The 14997-nt window shown below is 65.4% G+C and carries 14 protein-coding genes; 3 read left to right on the top strand and 11 right to left on the bottom strand.

The window, feature by feature from the left end; all coding sequences use genetic code 11:
• Both T331_RS20150 and T331_RS18340 read left to right on the top strand, forming a co-directional pair.
• Nucleotides 1-241, top strand: a 241-nt coding sequence (locus T331_RS20150; RefSeq protein ID WP_026440308.1) for a hypothetical protein, incomplete at its 5' end; no start/stop codon positions are given.
• Nucleotides 242-257: 16 nt separating this feature from the next.
• Nucleotides 258-1280 carry an MFS transporter gene (locus T331_RS18340; protein WP_244876957.1) on the top strand — a complete coding sequence of 341 codons (1023 nt, stop codon included), beginning with the start codon at nt 258-260 and terminating at the stop codon, nt 1278-1280.
• Nucleotides 1281-1309: 29 nt separating this feature from the next.
• Here T331_RS18340 and T331_RS0112815 read toward each other — a convergent pair whose 3' ends face one another.
• The 3 genes from T331_RS0112815 to T331_RS0112805 are packed head-to-tail and all read right to left on the bottom strand — an operon-like array spanning nt 1310 to nt 5464.
• Nucleotides 1310-2305, bottom strand: a complete 996-nt coding sequence (locus T331_RS0112815) for a hypothetical protein (RefSeq protein ID WP_026440307.1) — start codon at nt 2303-2305, stop codon at nt 1310-1312.
• Nucleotides 2306-2315: 10 nt separating this feature from the next.
• Nucleotides 2316-3689 carry a tetratricopeptide repeat protein gene (locus T331_RS0112810; RefSeq protein ID WP_026440306.1) on the bottom strand — a complete coding sequence of 458 codons (1374 nt, stop codon included), beginning with the start codon at nt 3687-3689 and terminating at the stop codon, nt 2316-2318.
• The gene (locus T331_RS0112805) at nt 3686-5464 is read right to left on the bottom strand and encodes a tetratricopeptide repeat-containing sulfotransferase family protein (RefSeq protein ID WP_051622364.1); all 1779 of its coding nucleotides are present in this window, start codon (nt 5462-5464) and stop codon (nt 3686-3688) included. Before T331_RS0112805 ends, T331_RS0112810 begins: the two co-directional genes overlap by 4 nt.
• Nucleotides 5465-5699: 235 nt before the next feature.
• On the opposite strand from T331_RS0112805, the gene mbfA reads away from it, so the two are divergent.
• On the top strand, nt 5700-6656 hold the full coding sequence (gene mbfA, locus T331_RS0112800; protein ID WP_008492343.1) for an iron exporter MbfA: 957 nt from the start codon (nt 5700-5702) through the stop codon (nt 6654-6656).
• Nucleotides 6657-6750: 94 nt separating this feature from the next.
• On the opposite strand, the gene tenA is transcribed toward mbfA, so the two are convergent.
• The 8 genes from tenA to T331_RS0112760 all read right to left on the bottom strand — a co-directional run bounded on the left by tenA (nt 6751) and on the right by T331_RS0112760 (nt 14953).
• A complete protein-coding gene (tenA, locus tag T331_RS0112795) occupies nt 6751-7410 on the bottom strand; it encodes a thiaminase II (RefSeq protein ID WP_026440304.1) in 660 nt (219 codons plus the stop codon).
• Between the two features lie 2 nt (nt 7411-7412).
• The gene (locus T331_RS0112790; RefSeq protein WP_008492341.1) at nt 7413-8126 is read right to left on the bottom strand and encodes a helix-turn-helix domain-containing protein; all 714 of its coding nucleotides are present in this window, start codon (nt 8124-8126) and stop codon (nt 7413-7415) included.
• A 203-nt stretch (nt 8127-8329) separates the two neighbouring features.
• Nucleotides 8330-9232 carry a bifunctional methylenetetrahydrofolate dehydrogenase/methenyltetrahydrofolate cyclohydrolase FolD gene (folD, locus tag T331_RS0112785; RefSeq protein WP_456049068.1) on the bottom strand — a complete coding sequence of 301 codons (903 nt, stop codon included), beginning with the start codon at nt 9230-9232 and terminating at the stop codon, nt 8330-8332.
• A 33-nt stretch (nt 9233-9265) separates the two neighbouring features.
• Nucleotides 9266-10126, bottom strand: coding sequence for a formyltetrahydrofolate deformylase (purU, locus tag T331_RS0112780; RefSeq protein WP_026440301.1), 861 nt, complete (start codon nt 10124-10126; stop codon nt 9266-9268).
• A 52-nt stretch (nt 10127-10178) separates the two neighbouring features.
• Entirely contained in the window at nt 10179-10670 is a 492-nt protein-coding gene (locus T331_RS0112775) for a sarcosine oxidase subunit gamma (protein WP_026440300.1), read from the bottom strand.
• The gene (locus T331_RS0112770) at nt 10663-13452 is read right to left on the bottom strand and encodes a 2Fe-2S iron-sulfur cluster-binding protein (protein WP_026440299.1); all 2790 of its coding nucleotides are present in this window, start codon (nt 13450-13452) and stop codon (nt 10663-10665) included. Before T331_RS0112770 ends, T331_RS0112775 begins: the two co-directional genes overlap by 8 nt.
• Nucleotides 13449-13700 carry a sarcosine oxidase subunit delta gene (locus T331_RS0112765; protein ID WP_026440298.1) on the bottom strand — a complete coding sequence of 84 codons (252 nt, stop codon included), beginning with the start codon at nt 13698-13700 and terminating at the stop codon, nt 13449-13451. Before T331_RS0112765 ends, T331_RS0112770 begins: the two co-directional genes overlap by 4 nt.
• A complete protein-coding gene (locus T331_RS0112760; RefSeq protein WP_026440297.1) occupies nt 13700-14953 on the bottom strand; it encodes a sarcosine oxidase subunit beta family protein in 1254 nt (417 codons plus the stop codon). Before T331_RS0112760 ends, T331_RS0112765 begins: the two co-directional genes overlap by 1 nt.
• Nucleotides 14954-14997 lie beyond the last annotated feature (44 nt).

Genomic DNA, 14997 nt, shown 5'->3' with positions numbered 1-14997 from the left:
CGCGATGAAATTGCGCTGGAAGGCGTGGGCGCCATTACTCAACGCAAAAAACATTCAATACGGCCTCCTGCTGCCAATCCTGCTCTACTGCGCCGACGAACTGGCTATCCCCGCCGGGCCGCCGCCCAAAGGCATCGACATAAAATCGTACCTCAAGACCGCCTATCACGACATACCCATCGTCGTGCCAGCAATCAGAGACTTCTGGATGCCCCAGCGCGTCGCAGAGACATCACGGTAAAGTCCAGCCCCATGCAGTGGGGGCCTCGCATCGGTTACAGTTGATCCCGGCCCGGCTGCGCGGGCGCGTCGCCCTCGGGCTCAACGGCACCTATTGGCTGGGGGCGGTGATCGGCGCCGGGATGAGTCTGGTCCTGCTCAACCCGCATTGGTTGCCGGAGAATCTCGGCTGGCGGCTGGAATTTGGCATCGGCGCGGTGATCGGGCTGGGGGTGCTGGCGCCGCGCCGGATCATCCCTGAGAGCCCGCGCTGGCTGATCACCCATGGGCGCGCGCAGGAGGCCGAGGCGCTGATGCGCGAGATCGAGGCACGGACGGACAGCGCGGGGCCGGAGGATCTGCCGAAACTGACACTGCAGCCGCGCAAGAGCTTCGGGCTGGGCGTGATCCTGCCGGTGCTGCTGCGCACCTACCGCGCCCGCACGGTGCTGGTGCTGGCACTGATGGCGGCGCAGGCGTTTTTATATAATGCGCTGTTCTTCACCTACGCGCTGATGCTCACGCGCTTCTACCACGTCCCGCAGGGGCGCGCCGGCTTGTATCTGTTGCCGCTGGCGGCAGGGAATTTTCTCGGGCCGCTATGGCTGGGCTGGCTCTTTGATACGCTGGGGCGGCGGATCATGCTGGCCGCCACCTATATCCTCTCCGGCGCGCTGCTCGCCGCCACCGGCTACGGGTTTCTGCACGGATGGTTCGATGCGACGACGCAGACCCTGGCCTGGGCGGCGATCTTCTTCATTGCCTCCTCCGCCGCCAGCGCCGCCTATCTCACCGCGAGCGAGCTGTTTCCGCTGGAAATCCGGGCCCTGGCGATCGCTTTGTTCTACGCCTTCGGCACCGCGCTGGGGGGCGTGCTGGCACCTTTGGTCTTTGGCCGGCTGATCGGCGACGGCTCGCCGCTGGCCATTTGCGGGGGCTATCTCTTCGCCGGGGCGCTGATGGCCGGGGCTGGCGTGCTGGCGGCGGTCCTGGCGGTTCCCGCCGAGGGGCAATCGCTGGAGGCGCTCTCAACACCGCTCTCCGCCACGGCTGCCGACTGAGCTTCTTGGCAGGAGGCTACCCCCTGCGTTCAGGCCTCGGCGCCCATCAAACGGCATTGGGTCTCGAAGGAAAACAGCGCCTCCAGCGTCATCCCCGGCCGCGTCTCCGCCTTCGGCACCGCCCAATCGCGCCCAACGCCGAAGCGGCGCAAGGACCGCCGGGCCGGGCCGAAGCGCGCCGCCAGCCTGGCGAGGCTGGCCGCCGAAAGCCCGGGCGCCTGTTCGCCCAGAGCGGCGGCGAGCGCCGCGATCTGCGCCAGCTGCGCCTCTGTGAGCGGCAAGGCCAGCCGCGCCGCGTAGAAATCCCGCAGCGCATCGCCCGGCGCGCGCGCGATGTTCAGCCGCTTGTCATCGAATTCATCCAGCCTCAGCCCGGTGACATGCCGGAAATCCGAAAGGCTGGAGCCGCCGATCAGCGCCTGATAGTCGCGCAGCACCACCCGCCCGGGAAAGCCGCGCCGCAGCCTGGCGGCGAGGCGGGCATAGTCGAACTGAAACCGCCATTCCCGCAGATCGAAATGCCCGGCGGCGAGGATCTGCGAGATCACCAGCCTCGCCTCCTCGGCGATGCCGGCCTGGGTGAGTTCGAGATAGAGCGAGCGCAGATAGGCGCAGGGTTCGCGCAGATAGACCAGCAGCGCGATCTCATGCCCGGCCAAGGCGGGATGGCGCGTGAGCGGCGCGAATATCTCAGGCCGGTCCAGGAAGGTTTCAAAATCCTCCGCCGAGATGATGGCGTGGCCGCCATGCGCGGCAATCTCGCGCGCCGCCTCGTCGATAGTGCCCCAGGCGCTGTGATAGCGCCTGTCGCGCATCAGCTGCCAGGCAAGATTATGCTGCCCGGCCGCACTCACCGGCCGGCCGGCGCGCACGAACAGCACGCCCTGGCCCAGCAGCGCCTGTTGCTGCGCCGCCAGCGCCTCCTGCAAGGCGGTGGTGCCGGTTTTGTGCAGCCCGGCATGGAGCAGCAGCAGCGGCCGGCGCGCGGCGGTGAAAAGCGGCGCCGCGCGGCGTGGTCCGAACATCAGCGCCGCCTTACAGATCCGCCGCGACGCGGGCGATCACATCGTCCCACTGGAAGGGCACGCGCTGCCGGTAGAGGCGCATGTTCGGATACCAGGGCGTGTCCTCGCGGTGCAGCAGCCAACGCCAATCCGGCGCGTAGGGCAACACGATCGAGGTCGGCACGTTGCTGGCCCCGGCGATATGCGCGACCGAGGTATCGATCGTCACCAGCCGGTCGACATGCTGCAGGATCGCCATCGTATCGAGAAAATCCTCGATCTCCGGGCCGAGATTGACCAGCGGCGCGCGGCCGAAATAGCCGCCGGCCTGGGCGATCTGGTCGCCCTTCTGCACGGTCAGGATCACCACATCATCGCGCGCGAACAGCGGGGCGAATTGCGAAAGCTTCAGGCTGCGCTTCTTGTCGTTCTTATGGGTCGGCCGCCCGGCCCAGACCAAAGCGATGCGCTTCTTGCCCTTCGGCGCCAGCCGGTCCAGCCGCGCGCGCCACTCTTCCACCAGCGCCGGCTTGGCCGCCAGATAGCCCGAGGGCGGAATAGTCTCGGTGGTGGTGCCGGCCAGGCGTGGCAGGCCGGAGAGCGGGATATAGGCGTCGTAATCCCCGGCATCGTCCCAGCGCGTCACCACCTTGCCGATATGCGGCAGCTGGCTGAGCAGCGGCAGCAGCTCGCCCGAGCAGGCGATGATCGGCTGCGGCGCCAGCATCGCCGCCCAGGGGATGTAGCGGCCAAACTGGATGCAATCGCCAAAGCCCTGATCGCCGATGATCAGCAGCTTGCCGGGTGCGAGCGGCTGGCCATCCCATTGCGGCTTCTCGGTCTTGGGCAGCATGCCTTCGGCCTGTTTCAGCTTGAAGCGCCATTCATAGCTGTCCCAGCCTTCCTTCAGCTTGCCGCCGAGCAGCAGCGCCTCGGCCTTCTCAAAATGCGCCTCGGCGAATTCAGGGTCGAGCGCGATCGCCTTGTCAGAGACGGCGACGGCCTCATCCAGCTCCAACCGTTCATAATGGATCAGCGCGCAGTTGAAATGGCTGCGCGAATCCTCGGGCGAGAGCTCGATGGCGCGTTTGGCGGCGGCCAGCGCATCGTCCAGCCGGCCAGCGCCGCGGTAGATCTCGCAGATATTGCGCGGATAGAGGGCGACATCCGGCGCCAGCGCCTGGGATTTCTCCATGCGCTCGATCGCCTCCTGCACCCGCCCGCTGCGATAGGCGACGATGCCGGCGAGCTGCAGGATATGCGGATGCTCCGGCATCGCCGCCAGCATGCGCCTGGCGAGATCATCGGCCTCGGGCAGCTTGTTGGCTTGTTCCAGCTTGGCGAGCTTGTCCAGCGCATCCGCCAGCTTCATCACCACCTTGCCGTTTTCCTGCGCAGCACTCATGGCGTCGGCTCCTCATAGCCCAGCTCTCGCACCCAGGGATCAAGGATCGCCGCCACCTCGCTGAAGAGTTTCGGCAGCGCCTGCTGATAGGCCTGGTAGCGGCCGGCGGCGTTGGGGTGCACCGGGCGGCGCAGCGCGAAATGCGCCGGCCAGGGTTCGGGGACAGCGCCGTTATTCAGCCCGAAGCCGCCGGGCAGATCGCTCTCGGCGCCGATGAAATCGAGGATTTTGCGCACCTCGCCATCCGGGTCGCGCACCAGCTCTTCGTAGCGCACCGGCAGATAGCGCAGCGTCAGCTCGCCGCGATAATGTTTGAGCATCTGCGCCTGCATGTCGAAATAGCGCGCCAGGGCGGGCAGCCCGGCATGGGCGTTGGTCTCCAGCCTGCGGTCCTGGGCAGCGTTGGCGAGCACGAGGTCGTAAGGATGGCGCAGCACATGGATGATCGGCGCCTCGGGATAGAGCAGCTTGATCAGCCCGAGATGCCAGACATTGCCCGGGGCGCGGTCGGTGATGAAGCGCACGCCGGGGCGGGCCAGGGCGCCGCGCGGCGCCTCATACAGCGCCCGCAGCCGGTCAGGCACCTGCGCCGCGTCGCCCACCAGCACATTGTCCAGGGCCTCCGGATAAGGCTGGTTGCCGAGCATGCCGGGGATCGCGTCGATCAGCCGGGAGATGGGTGCAAGCTCGTCCCCCGCCGCGAATTGCGGAAGCTGGGCGAGCAGCTGTTCCAGCAGCGAACTGCCCGCGCGCGGGAAGCCGAGCAGGAACACCGGCATGAACGCCCCCGGCCCGGCCTTGGGCAAAGGCCGCAGCCGGTCGCCGGTGAAATAGGCCTTGTCGCGCGCGATCTGCGCCTGCAGCGCCTCGGGCTGGAAGCTGAGCCCGCCGCGCTCGCGCTGGATGTTGCGGGCGGCGGCGATGGCGTTGATCGCCTCCTGCGGCTGGCCGAGCTGCATGTAAGCGCGGCCACGGGCGAGTAGCTCGGGCGGCACCATCGGCTCGGCCGGGTTCAGCCGGTCCAGCACCGCTTGCGGGCGGTCCTGCGCCAGATCCGCCATCACCCGCAACAGGCGCAGCATCTTATCCTCGGGCCAGCGCGCCAGGGCGCCATCCAGCACCGCCTCGGCCTCGCCCCGCGCGCCCAAGGCGAACAGCACCTGCGCCTTGCCGCCGGTGCCGCGCATATTATCCGGGCGCAGCGCCAGGGCCTGTTCATACAGCGCCAGTGACTCGGTGAGCCGGCCCTGCTGTTTCAGGTTCCAGGCCAGATTGCCCAGCACCATGCCATCCTCGACCGGGGACAAAGCGGCCGCCTTGCGATAGTGTCGCTCCCCGGCCTCCAGCGCGCCGGTTTCGGTGAACACCACCCCCATCACGTGATGCGCCTGGGCGGCGCGCGGTGTGGCTTTCAACACTTCGGCCGCGAACGGAATCGCCGCCTCATACCGCGCCTGGCCGATCAGATATTGCGCATAATGGCCATTGGCCTGGGCCCGCTGGCCGGCATTGCCGGGCAGGCCGGCCAGCCTGGCCCCCAGCGCATCCGCCGCCTTGCCGCGCTTCTGCGCATTGCGGATTTCAAACAGCACGCGCAGCGCGATGCGCTGATTGGGGGCCGCATCCAGCACCGCCAGCGCCAGCGCCTCCGCCTCTTCATATTTCTTTTCGTTGAAAAGCTTGGTCGCTTCCTCGGCCTTGGGGGTGAGCAGCGCCAGCGCCGCCTCGCCCGGCCATTCTGCAGAGTCCGACTGGCAGCAGCGCAAAGCGCGCAATCCACTTTCGCATGGGCAAAGCCCGTTCTGATCCCGCACCCTGCCCACCGCCTCAAAGCTGTTCCTTGCCCCTTCATTTTACAGGCTTTCCACCCTGCCGCAACGCCGCTCCGGACTGTAAAAAAACTGTCTTTTCAACGATCTATGCAACAGCCATTCATTCTCAAATGTGATAAATTTCTTGACGCGCGGCGCCGTGCGCGTCAGATGAGCGGTTGCTAAACGGAGTGTTTCAATGCGTGAATTTTCCCAGCTCTCGGAGCGCGAGATCCTCGCGCTCGCGATCAGCAATGAAGAAGAGGATGGGCGCATCTATCTCGACATCGCTGAGCGCATGCGGGAGGATTTTCCCAGCACGGCCAACATCTTCAAGGAGATGGCGGCGGAGGAGAGCGAGCATCGGCGCATGCTGCTGGATCTGTTCCAGGAAAAATTCGGCGAACATATCCCGCTGATCCGCCGCCAGGATGTGCGCGGGTTTTTGAGCCGCCCTTCGATCTGGCAATTTCCAAAGCCGAACATCAATGATGTGCGCAAGCTGGCCGAGGGCATGGAGCACGAGGCGCAGCGCTTCTACCGCAACGCCGCGGCGCGCACGAGCGATGTGTCGATCCGCAAGCTGCTGGGCGATCTGGCCGATGCGGAAGCCGAGCACGAGCACCGCGCCGACGAGCTTTCCGCCCAGAACCTCACCGCTGATACCCGCAAGAGCGAGGATGAGGAAGCCAAGCAGCAATTCATGCTGCAATATGTGCAGCCCGGGCTGGTCGGGCTGATGGATGGCTCGGTCTCGACCCTGGCGCCGATTTTCGCCGCGGCGTTCTCGACGCATAATCCGTTCTCGGCCTTTCTGGTCGGCGCGGCGGCCTCGCTCGGGGCGGGCATCTCGATGGGCTTCGCCGAGGCGCTCTCGGATGACGGCTCGCTGACCGGGCGCGGCACGCCCTATGTGCGCGGCATCGTCACCGGCCTGATGACGACGCTGGGCGGGCTGGGCCATACGCTGCCCTTCTTGATCCCGAACCTGCATCTGGCGCTGATCGTGGCGATCATCGTGGTGGCGGTGGAGCTGGCCACGATCTCCTGGATCCGCTGGCGCTTCATGGAGACCTCGCCGATCCGCGCGACACTGCAAGTCGCGCTGGGCGGTGTGCTGGTGTTCGCGACCGGCGTGCTGATCGGCGCGGGGTGAACGTTTTTGGAGGGGTGGTGGCAACGCGGTTGCCACCACCCCAAACGGTTTTGCCGCTTTTTGAAAAAAAGCGGCACCAAAAAACGTTTGGTTTTTAAAGCTGCAATACCCAGCCGGTGTTCCAGAACGCCGCTTCCAGCTTCGTCGCCTGGGTGAAAATCCCCTGCAACTGCGCCGCCCGGCCCTGCGCCCCGCAGGCAGCCCCCACCCGGTCGATCATCGCCAAGGATGACGCCACCGCTTCGAGATAGTCCGCGCCGGTATAGGTCTCGATCCAGGGGCGGTAAGGATTATCCGCCTTGGCCCGCGCCGCCGCCTCGGCGCCAACCTCGGCATAGCCGGCGATGCAGGGCGCCAGGGCCGCCAGCAACGCCAGCGCGTCGCCGCTATAGCCCACCTCCAGCACGTAGCGCGTATAGGCCAGCATCTCCAAGGACGGTTCGGCGGCGCGCATCTGCGCCTCCGTAATCCCCCAGCCTTCGCAATATTTTACGTGCAACGGCATTTCGGTTTCGATCAGCGCCTGGGCAGTGGCGAGGGCCGCCTTGATATCCTCCAGCGCCTCCAGCTTCGCCGCCAGCAGCGCGTAGGCGCGGCCATATTGGATCAGGAAGAGATAATCCTGGATCAGGAAATTCCGGAAGGCTTCGGGTTTCAGCCTGCCCTCGGCCAAAGCCTGCACGAAAGGATGGCGCACATACGCGCCCCAGGCGGCGCCGGCCCCTTCGCGCCACTGTGCGAACAGCCGCGCCATGTTCAGGCCGGCTCGCGCGCGTAGGTGATGATGGAGAGATAGGTCATCGGCTTCACCAGCAGTTTTTCCGGCCCGTGCGGGGCGGCGCTGTCGAACAGCAGCGCGTCGCCAGGGGTGAGATGGTAGGATTGATCGCCATGGCGATACAGCACCTCGCCGGTGAGCATATAGATGAATTCCGTGCCCTCATGCTGGAAGGCGGGATAAGGGGCGGCGTCACCGCTCAGCGTGATCAGATAGGGCTCCACCACCACATTGCCGCCCAGCGCGTGGCCGAGCAGCGCGTATTGATGCCCGGCCTTGGAGCCGCGCCGCTCGATCACCACGCCGGTGCCGGCTTTCACGAAGGAGCAGTCCCGCTTTTCCTCGAAGGTGGAAAAGAAGGTGGTGATCGGCACGTTCAGCGCCAGCGCCAGCGATTGCAGCGAGGCGAGCGAGGGCGAGATCTGCCCGTTTTCGATTTTTGAGAGCATGCCGCCGGAAAGATTGGCGGCGGCGGCGAGTTCGGAGACGGTGATGCCGACACGCCGGCGCAGCTGGCGCACCTGCACGCCGATCGCCTGTTCCAGCGTCAGATCCGAGACGGCGGCGGCGTTGCTGCCGGTGCTGTAAGGCTCGGCGATGTCGGCGGGCAGACCGGCCTGCGCCAGCGCCTCCGGCAAGGGAGCCTTGATGATCTGGGCCTTTCGGGCGCTGGGCTTGGCCTGGCTTCGCATCTTCTCCCCCTCCTGCACCTGTTTGTCTTAGGGGGGCGGGGCAAAAAAGGCCAGAAGGTTCAGGCCGCGCAAGCAAAAGCCTTTTGCTTCCTGCTGTGAAGCGCCCCCGTGAAGTCACAAAAATTTTTGGGGGTGTGGGGGCTTTTTGCAAAAAGCCCTCACGTCTTTCGCCGCTGTTTGCAAAAAGCGGCACCAAAAAACTTTTATAAATTTTCCAGCCGCTTCGCCGCCGTCAGCGTGTTGCGCAGCAGGCAGGCGATGGTCATCGGCCCGACCCCGCCCGGCACCGGGGTGATCATCCCCGCCACCTTATCGGCCCAGCCGAACTCGACATCACCCACCAGCTTGGTCTTGCCCTCAACGCCGGACGGCACGCGGTTGATGCCGACATCGATGACCACCGCACCCGGCTTGATCCAGTCGCCCTTCACCATCTCCGGCCGGCCCACCGCCGCCACCAGAATATCCGCGCTGCGGCACAGCCCCGGCAGATCCTTGGTCTTGGAATGCGCCATGGTCACGGTGCAGTTCTTCTGCAGCAGCAGCTGCGCGATCGGCTTGCCGACCAGGTTGGAACGGCCGATCACCACCGCGTGCAGCCCGGTCATGTCCTCGATCCTGTCTTCCAGCAGCAGGATGCAGCCGAGCGGCGTGCAGGGCACCAGCCCCGGCAGCCCGGCGGCCAGCCGCCCGGCATTCACCACCGTCAGCCCGTCCACATCCTTCTCCGGGGAGATCGCGGCCACCACCTCATCCGCGTTCAGATGCTTGGGCAGCGGCAGCTGCACCAGGATGCCATGCACCTTCGGGTCGTCATTCAGTTTTCGCACCAGCGCCAGCAGCTCGGCCTGGGCGGTGTCGGCTAGCAGTTTATGCTCGAAGGAGGCCATGCCGACCTCCACCGTCTGCTTCGCCTTGTTGGCGACATAGACTTTCGAGGCCGGGTCCTCCCCCACCAGCACCACGGCGAGGCCGGGCTGATAAGGCAGCGTGGCGACCTCCGCCGCGATCTGGGCGCGCAAATTGGCCGCGAAGGCCTTACCGTCGATGATCTCAGCCAATTTACGTGTCCTCTCGGGTTGGGGCGGTGCTGCGCGCCCTTCTATCGGAAACGCGCGCCCACCGCCAAGCCAGGGCGCTCAGCTCCCGAACACCACCGTCTTGCTGCCATTCAGGATCACCCGGTCCTGCAGATGGTAGCGCACGGCGCGGGCCAGCACCCGGCGCTCAATATCGCGCCCCTTGCGGACCAGATCATCCGGCGTGTCGGCATGGGAGATCCGCTCCACATCCTGCTCGATGATCGGGCCTTCATCCAAATCCGCGGTCACGTAATGCGCGGTGGCGCCAATCAGCTTCACCCCGCGCTTATGCGCCTGGTGGTAGGGCTTCGCCCCCTTGAAGCCGGGCAGGAAGGAATGGTGGATATTGATGCAGCGCCCGGAGAGCTTCTGCGCCAGCGCGTCCGAGAGGATTTGCATATAGCGCGCCAGCACCACCAGCTCCGCCCCGCTTTCCTTCACGATGGACCAGATCTGCCCTTCCTGTTCCATCTTGGTCTCCTTGGTGATCGGCAGATGGTGGAAGGGGATGGCGCCGAAATCCAGCCCGTTATAGGCCTCGCGCGGATGGTTGGAGATGATGCCGACCGGCTGCATCTCCATCTCGCCGATGCGCCAGCGATAGAGCAGATCCTCCAGGCAATGGTCGAATTTCGAGACCATCAGCAGCACTTTGCGCGGGGTGGAATGGTCGGAGAAGCGCCAGGCCATTTTGAAGCTCTCGGCAACCGCGCCGAAGCCCTCGCGCAAGGGCAAAATATCCGCCCCGTCCACTAAAGTGAAAGCGATGCGGGCGAAGAATTTGCCGGTCTCGACATCGTCGAATTGCTGGGCCTCGCGGATATCCGCGCCCTTTTCGAACAGATAGGTGGAGACGGCGGCGACGATCCCCGGGCGATTGACGCAAGAGAGGGTCAGCACGAACTGCGATTTGGACATGTTGGATTCCTGAATGAGGGGAAGGGCGAGGGAGGCGCGCGCCGCGCTGCCCTCAACCTCGCCCTGAATGCTCTGCCGCTTGCATGAGGGCGTGATGTAGCGCCCCGGCGTAGGAACGCAAACAGGCCAGGATGAAATGCTCCCCCTCCCGCCAGACCCGCACGCCGATATGGCCGGCGAGGGTAATGGCGACATCATCCGGGGCGAAGCGGGCAATATCGATCGGCAGGAGTTTTTTCAAAATCTCGATCTGGTGCGGGCCGGAGAGGCTGAGCAGGCAGAGCCCGTCCGATTGCGCGGTGATGGCGGCAAGGCCGGTGGGGAGGTCCAGCTCGCCCAACACCAGCCATTGGCCGGGGCCGTTCCAGATTATGTCCGCGCCCTGGTGCGAAAGGCGCTTGGGCGTGGCCGGCAGGCTCACCCCCAAAGCCGCTTCCAGCGCCGCCGGGCCGGATTTGAAGGCGGCCAGGCTGCGCACCCGCCGCTGCGGGGCCAAAGCGATGAAAGGGTGCGCCGGCACGGCCGGGTCGAGCGCGTCAAGCATGCAAACGGTGGCCTTCCGGGTCGAGATGCACGGGATGGGTGACGATGGCGGTGAAATCCCCGCCGCGCAAAGGGTCATAGACGCGCAGGGTCTCGCCATGCCGCGCCGGGCCGTTTTCCAGCAGCGCCAAAGCGATGGAGCCGAGTGTCGGGCTGCGCGCGGCGGAGGTGACATGGCCCTGGTCGCTCGCCGCCACGGCCGGCGCGCCCACGGGCAGCAGATGGCTGCCGGCGCGGATGATGTCCTGCGGGTTGACCGGGCGTAAGCCCACCAGGGTCTGGCGGATCGGGGCGGTTAAAGCCGGGCGCGCGGCCATGGCGCGGCCGATGAACTCTTTCTTCTTCGAAAGCAGCTTGCCCATGCCCAGATCATGCGCGCTGGTCTGGCCGTTCAGCTCCGGCCCGGCCGGGTGACCTTTTTCGATGCGCATGATGCCCAGCGCCTCGGTGCCGTAGGGGGCGATGCCGAATTCCGCGCCCGCCTGCATCAGCGCCCTGGCCAGCGCATCGGCCTGGCGGGAGGGCACCGCAAGCTCATATGCGCGCTCGCCGGAGAAGGAGATGCGGAATAGCCGCGCCGGCACGCCCCCGCATACCGTGAGCTCCATGCAGGCCATATAGGGAAAGGCCTCGTCCGAAAGATCGAAGGGCGAATCGACGATCTTCGCCAGTGTCGCGGCGGATTTCGGACCCGCCACGGCGATCTGCCCCCATTGGTCGGTGACCGAGATCAGCGAGACATCCAGCTCCTTCCAGATCACCTGGGCGCAGAATTCCAGATGCTGCATCACCCGCGCCGCGTTGGCGGTGGTGGTGGTCATCACGAAATGCGTCTCGCCGAGGCGCGCGGTGGTGCCGTCATCCATCACGAACCCATCTTCGCGCAGCATCAGCCCATAGCGGACCTTGCCGACTGGCAGATTGGCCCAGCTATTGGTATAGACGCGCTCCAGGAAAATCGCCGCGTCCGGGCCTTGGATGTCGATCTTGCCCAGCGTGGTGACATCGCAGATGCCCACAGCGTTGCGCACCGCATTCACCTCGCGCTGGGCTGCGGCCAGCCAATCCTCGCCGGGTTTGGGGAAATATTGCGCGCGCAGCCAGAGGCCGGTTTCCACGAAGACCGCCCCCAGCCCGGCCGCCCATTCATGGGTGGGGGTAAGGCGCGTTGGCTTGAACTCCTTGCCAGTATGCGCCCCGGCCAGCGCGCCGATGGCAACCGGCACGTAAGGCGGGCGAAAGCGCGTGGTGCCGGTCTCGCCAATGCCCTTGCCCAGCGTCTGCGCCAACACGCCGATGGCATTGACATTGCTGGTCTTGCCCTGGTCGGTCGCCATGCCCAAAGTGGTGTAGCGCTTGAGATGCTCGACGGCGGCGAAGCCTTCCTGCTCGGCCAGCTTCACATCCTTCACCGTCACGTCGTTCTGCAGATCCAGGAAGGATTTGCCCGGGAAGAAGCCGGAGTGAAACACCGGCTGGATATTGGCATTCAGCCCCTGCCCCGCCGCCTTGCCGACGACGCTCATGCAAGGCGGCAGGCTGCCCGGCACGAAAGCGGCAATCGCCGCATCCCAGACCGGCTTGCCGTCGAAATGCGAGGTCAGCGCCAGATTGGGGTTGAAGCCGCCGGAGACGGCGATGATGTCGCAAGGCAGCGCCAGATCCCCACCTTTGGCGAGACGGATTTTGGCACCGGAAACACCCTGCCAGCCGGTGGCGCGGATGATCGCCGCCCCGGCATAGACCGGCGCATTGGCGGCACGGGCGGCTTCATGCACGACATCGGAGCTGGCAGGGCGCGCATCCACCACGCCGGCGATGTTCACCCCGGCCTGATGCAGCACCGGGATCAGCCCGGCCGCGTCATCATTATTGAGATAGAGCAGGATGTTGCGGCCCGGGGCGACGCCATAGCGGGTGACGTAATCCCCCACCGCGCGGCTCAGCATCACGCCGGGCAGATCATTATTGCCAAAGGCGATCGGCCGCTCCAGCGCGCCGGTGGCCAGCACGCTGCGCCCGGCGACGATGCGCACCAGGCGCTGGCGCGGGGCGTTGGAGGATGGCAGATGGTCGGTAAGGCGCTGCAAGGCGGCATAGGTGCCGCCATCATAAACCCCAAACACCGTGGTGCGGGCGAGGAATTCCACACCGGCCGGCAGATCAATCGGTACTAGCGGGGCGTTTTCATCGCATAGGATCACGCGCTGGCCGGTGGCGGCGGCCTGCGTGGCAGCTTCAATTCCCTCCGCCCCGGCACCGATCACCAGCACATCGCAAAATTCCGTGGTCTTTTCGTAAATATCCGGGTCCGGCAGACCGGCATTGCGACCCAGCCCCGCCGCGCGGCGGATCATCGGCTCGTAGAGTTTCTCCCAAAAACTCGCCGGCCACATGAAGGTCTTGTAGTAGAACCCCGCCGAGAGGAAGGGCGAGAGCAGATTGTTCACCGCCAGCGGATCATATTTCAGCGAGGGGCCGCGATTCTGGCTGGCGGCTTCCAGACCTTCGAAAATCTCCGCCATGGTGGCGCGGGTGTTCGGCTCGCGCCAGGCGCCGGCGCGCAGCTCCACCAGCGCGTTCGGCTCCTCGGAGCCCGAAGCGAACACACCGCGCGGGAGGTGATATTTGAAGGACCGGCCAACGAGTTTCACGCCCGACGCCAGCAGCGCTGAGGCCAACGTGTCACCGGCAAAGCCGGTATAGGCTTTGCCATCGAAATGGAACTTCACGGGGCTGGCGCGATCCACCAGCCCGCCTTGCGCCAATCTAAAGCCGGTCATGGCAGGCGCACCGAGAGGATTTCATGGGTTGAGACATCGCGTTCCACGATCAGCCAGGCATGGCACCCGGCGCTGTGATACCAATATTCCTTGCGCGGGCCTTTGAGATTATCGCGCAGATAGATGTAGTCCGCCCATTCCGGCGTCGGCGTGGCGCCGCCATCGGTCGGTCGGGTGCGTTCGGCGTCCTGGGTGTAGGTGAATTCCTCCAGGCCACGATTGCCGCAATGCGGGCAGGTGATGCGCATTAATGCAGATTCGGCTGCGCGCCGACTCCCTTTTCGTCGATCAATTTGCCCTCGGCGAAGCGCGCCAGCCGGTAGGCGCCAGCGACCTCATGCGGCGCCCCGCGCGCGATCAGATGCGCGAAGCAGAAGCCCGAGGCCGGTGTCGCCTTGAAGCCGCCATAACACCAGCCGGCATTGATGAAGAGATTCTCCACCGGGGTTTTATCGATGATCGGTGAGCCATCCATGCTCATATCCATCAGCCCGCCCCAGCTGCGCAAAAGCCGCGCGCGGCCGATCATCGGCATCAGCGCCATGCCGCCCTCGCACACATCCTCGATCACCGGCAGATTGCCGCGCTGGGCGTAGGAATTATAGCCGTCAATATCCCCGCCAAACACCAAACCACCTTTGTCTGACTGGGAAATATAGAAATGCCCGGCGCCGAAGGTGATCACCGTATCGATCAACGGCTTCAGCCCCTCGCTCACGAACGCCTGCAAGGCGTGGCTCTCGATCGGCAGACGCAGCCCCGCCTTTGCCGCCAGCAGCGAGGAAGCACCCGCCACCGCCATGCCGATCTTGCCGGCGCGAATGACACCGCGCGTCGTCTCGACCCCGACGGCCTTGCCATCTTCCTGCAAAATGCCGAGAACTTCGCAATTCTCGATGATGTCGACCCCGCGCTGGTCAGCGCCGCGCGCATAGCCCCAGGCCACCGCATCATGGCGCGCCGTGCCGGCCCGGCGCTGCACCAGCGCCCCTTGCACCGGAAACCGCGCATTGTCGTAATTCAGGTAGGGCAGCTCGCGGCGCAGCTGCGCCCGGTCCAGAAGCTGCGCATCCGCGCCATGCAGCAGCATGGAATTGCCGCGCCGCGCATAGGCATCGCGCTGCGCGTCGGAATGGTAGAGATTATAGATGCCGCGCTGGCTGACCATCGCGTTATAGTTGAAATCCTGCTCCAGCCCTTCCCAGAGCTTCATCGAGAATTCGTAGAAGGGCTCATTGCCCGGCAGCATGTAGTTGGAGCGGATGATGGTGGTGTTGCGGCCAATATTGCCGCCGCCCAGCCAGCCTTTCTCCAGCAGCGCGATCCGCCCGACCTCCGGGTGGTTCTTCGCGAGATAATAGGCCGTGGCCAGCCCGCCGCCGCCGCCGCCAATGACGATGACATCATAGGACGGCGCCGGCGCGGCCTTGCGCCAGGCTGGTTTCCAGCCGGTATGGCCACGCAGCGCCTGGGTGAGGACAGAGAAAGCGGAGTATCTCATCGGGGCAAATAAATTTCCTGCCAGTTAAACAGAGTGATGCACAA

This window comes from Acidocella facilis ATCC 35904, assembly GCF_000687875.1.
Lineage (GTDB): Bacteria > Pseudomonadota > Alphaproteobacteria > Acetobacterales > Acetobacteraceae > Acidocella > Acidocella facilis.
Note: the sequence above shows the minus strand (reverse complement) of the source record. Positions and strands in the feature narration are given on the sequence as shown.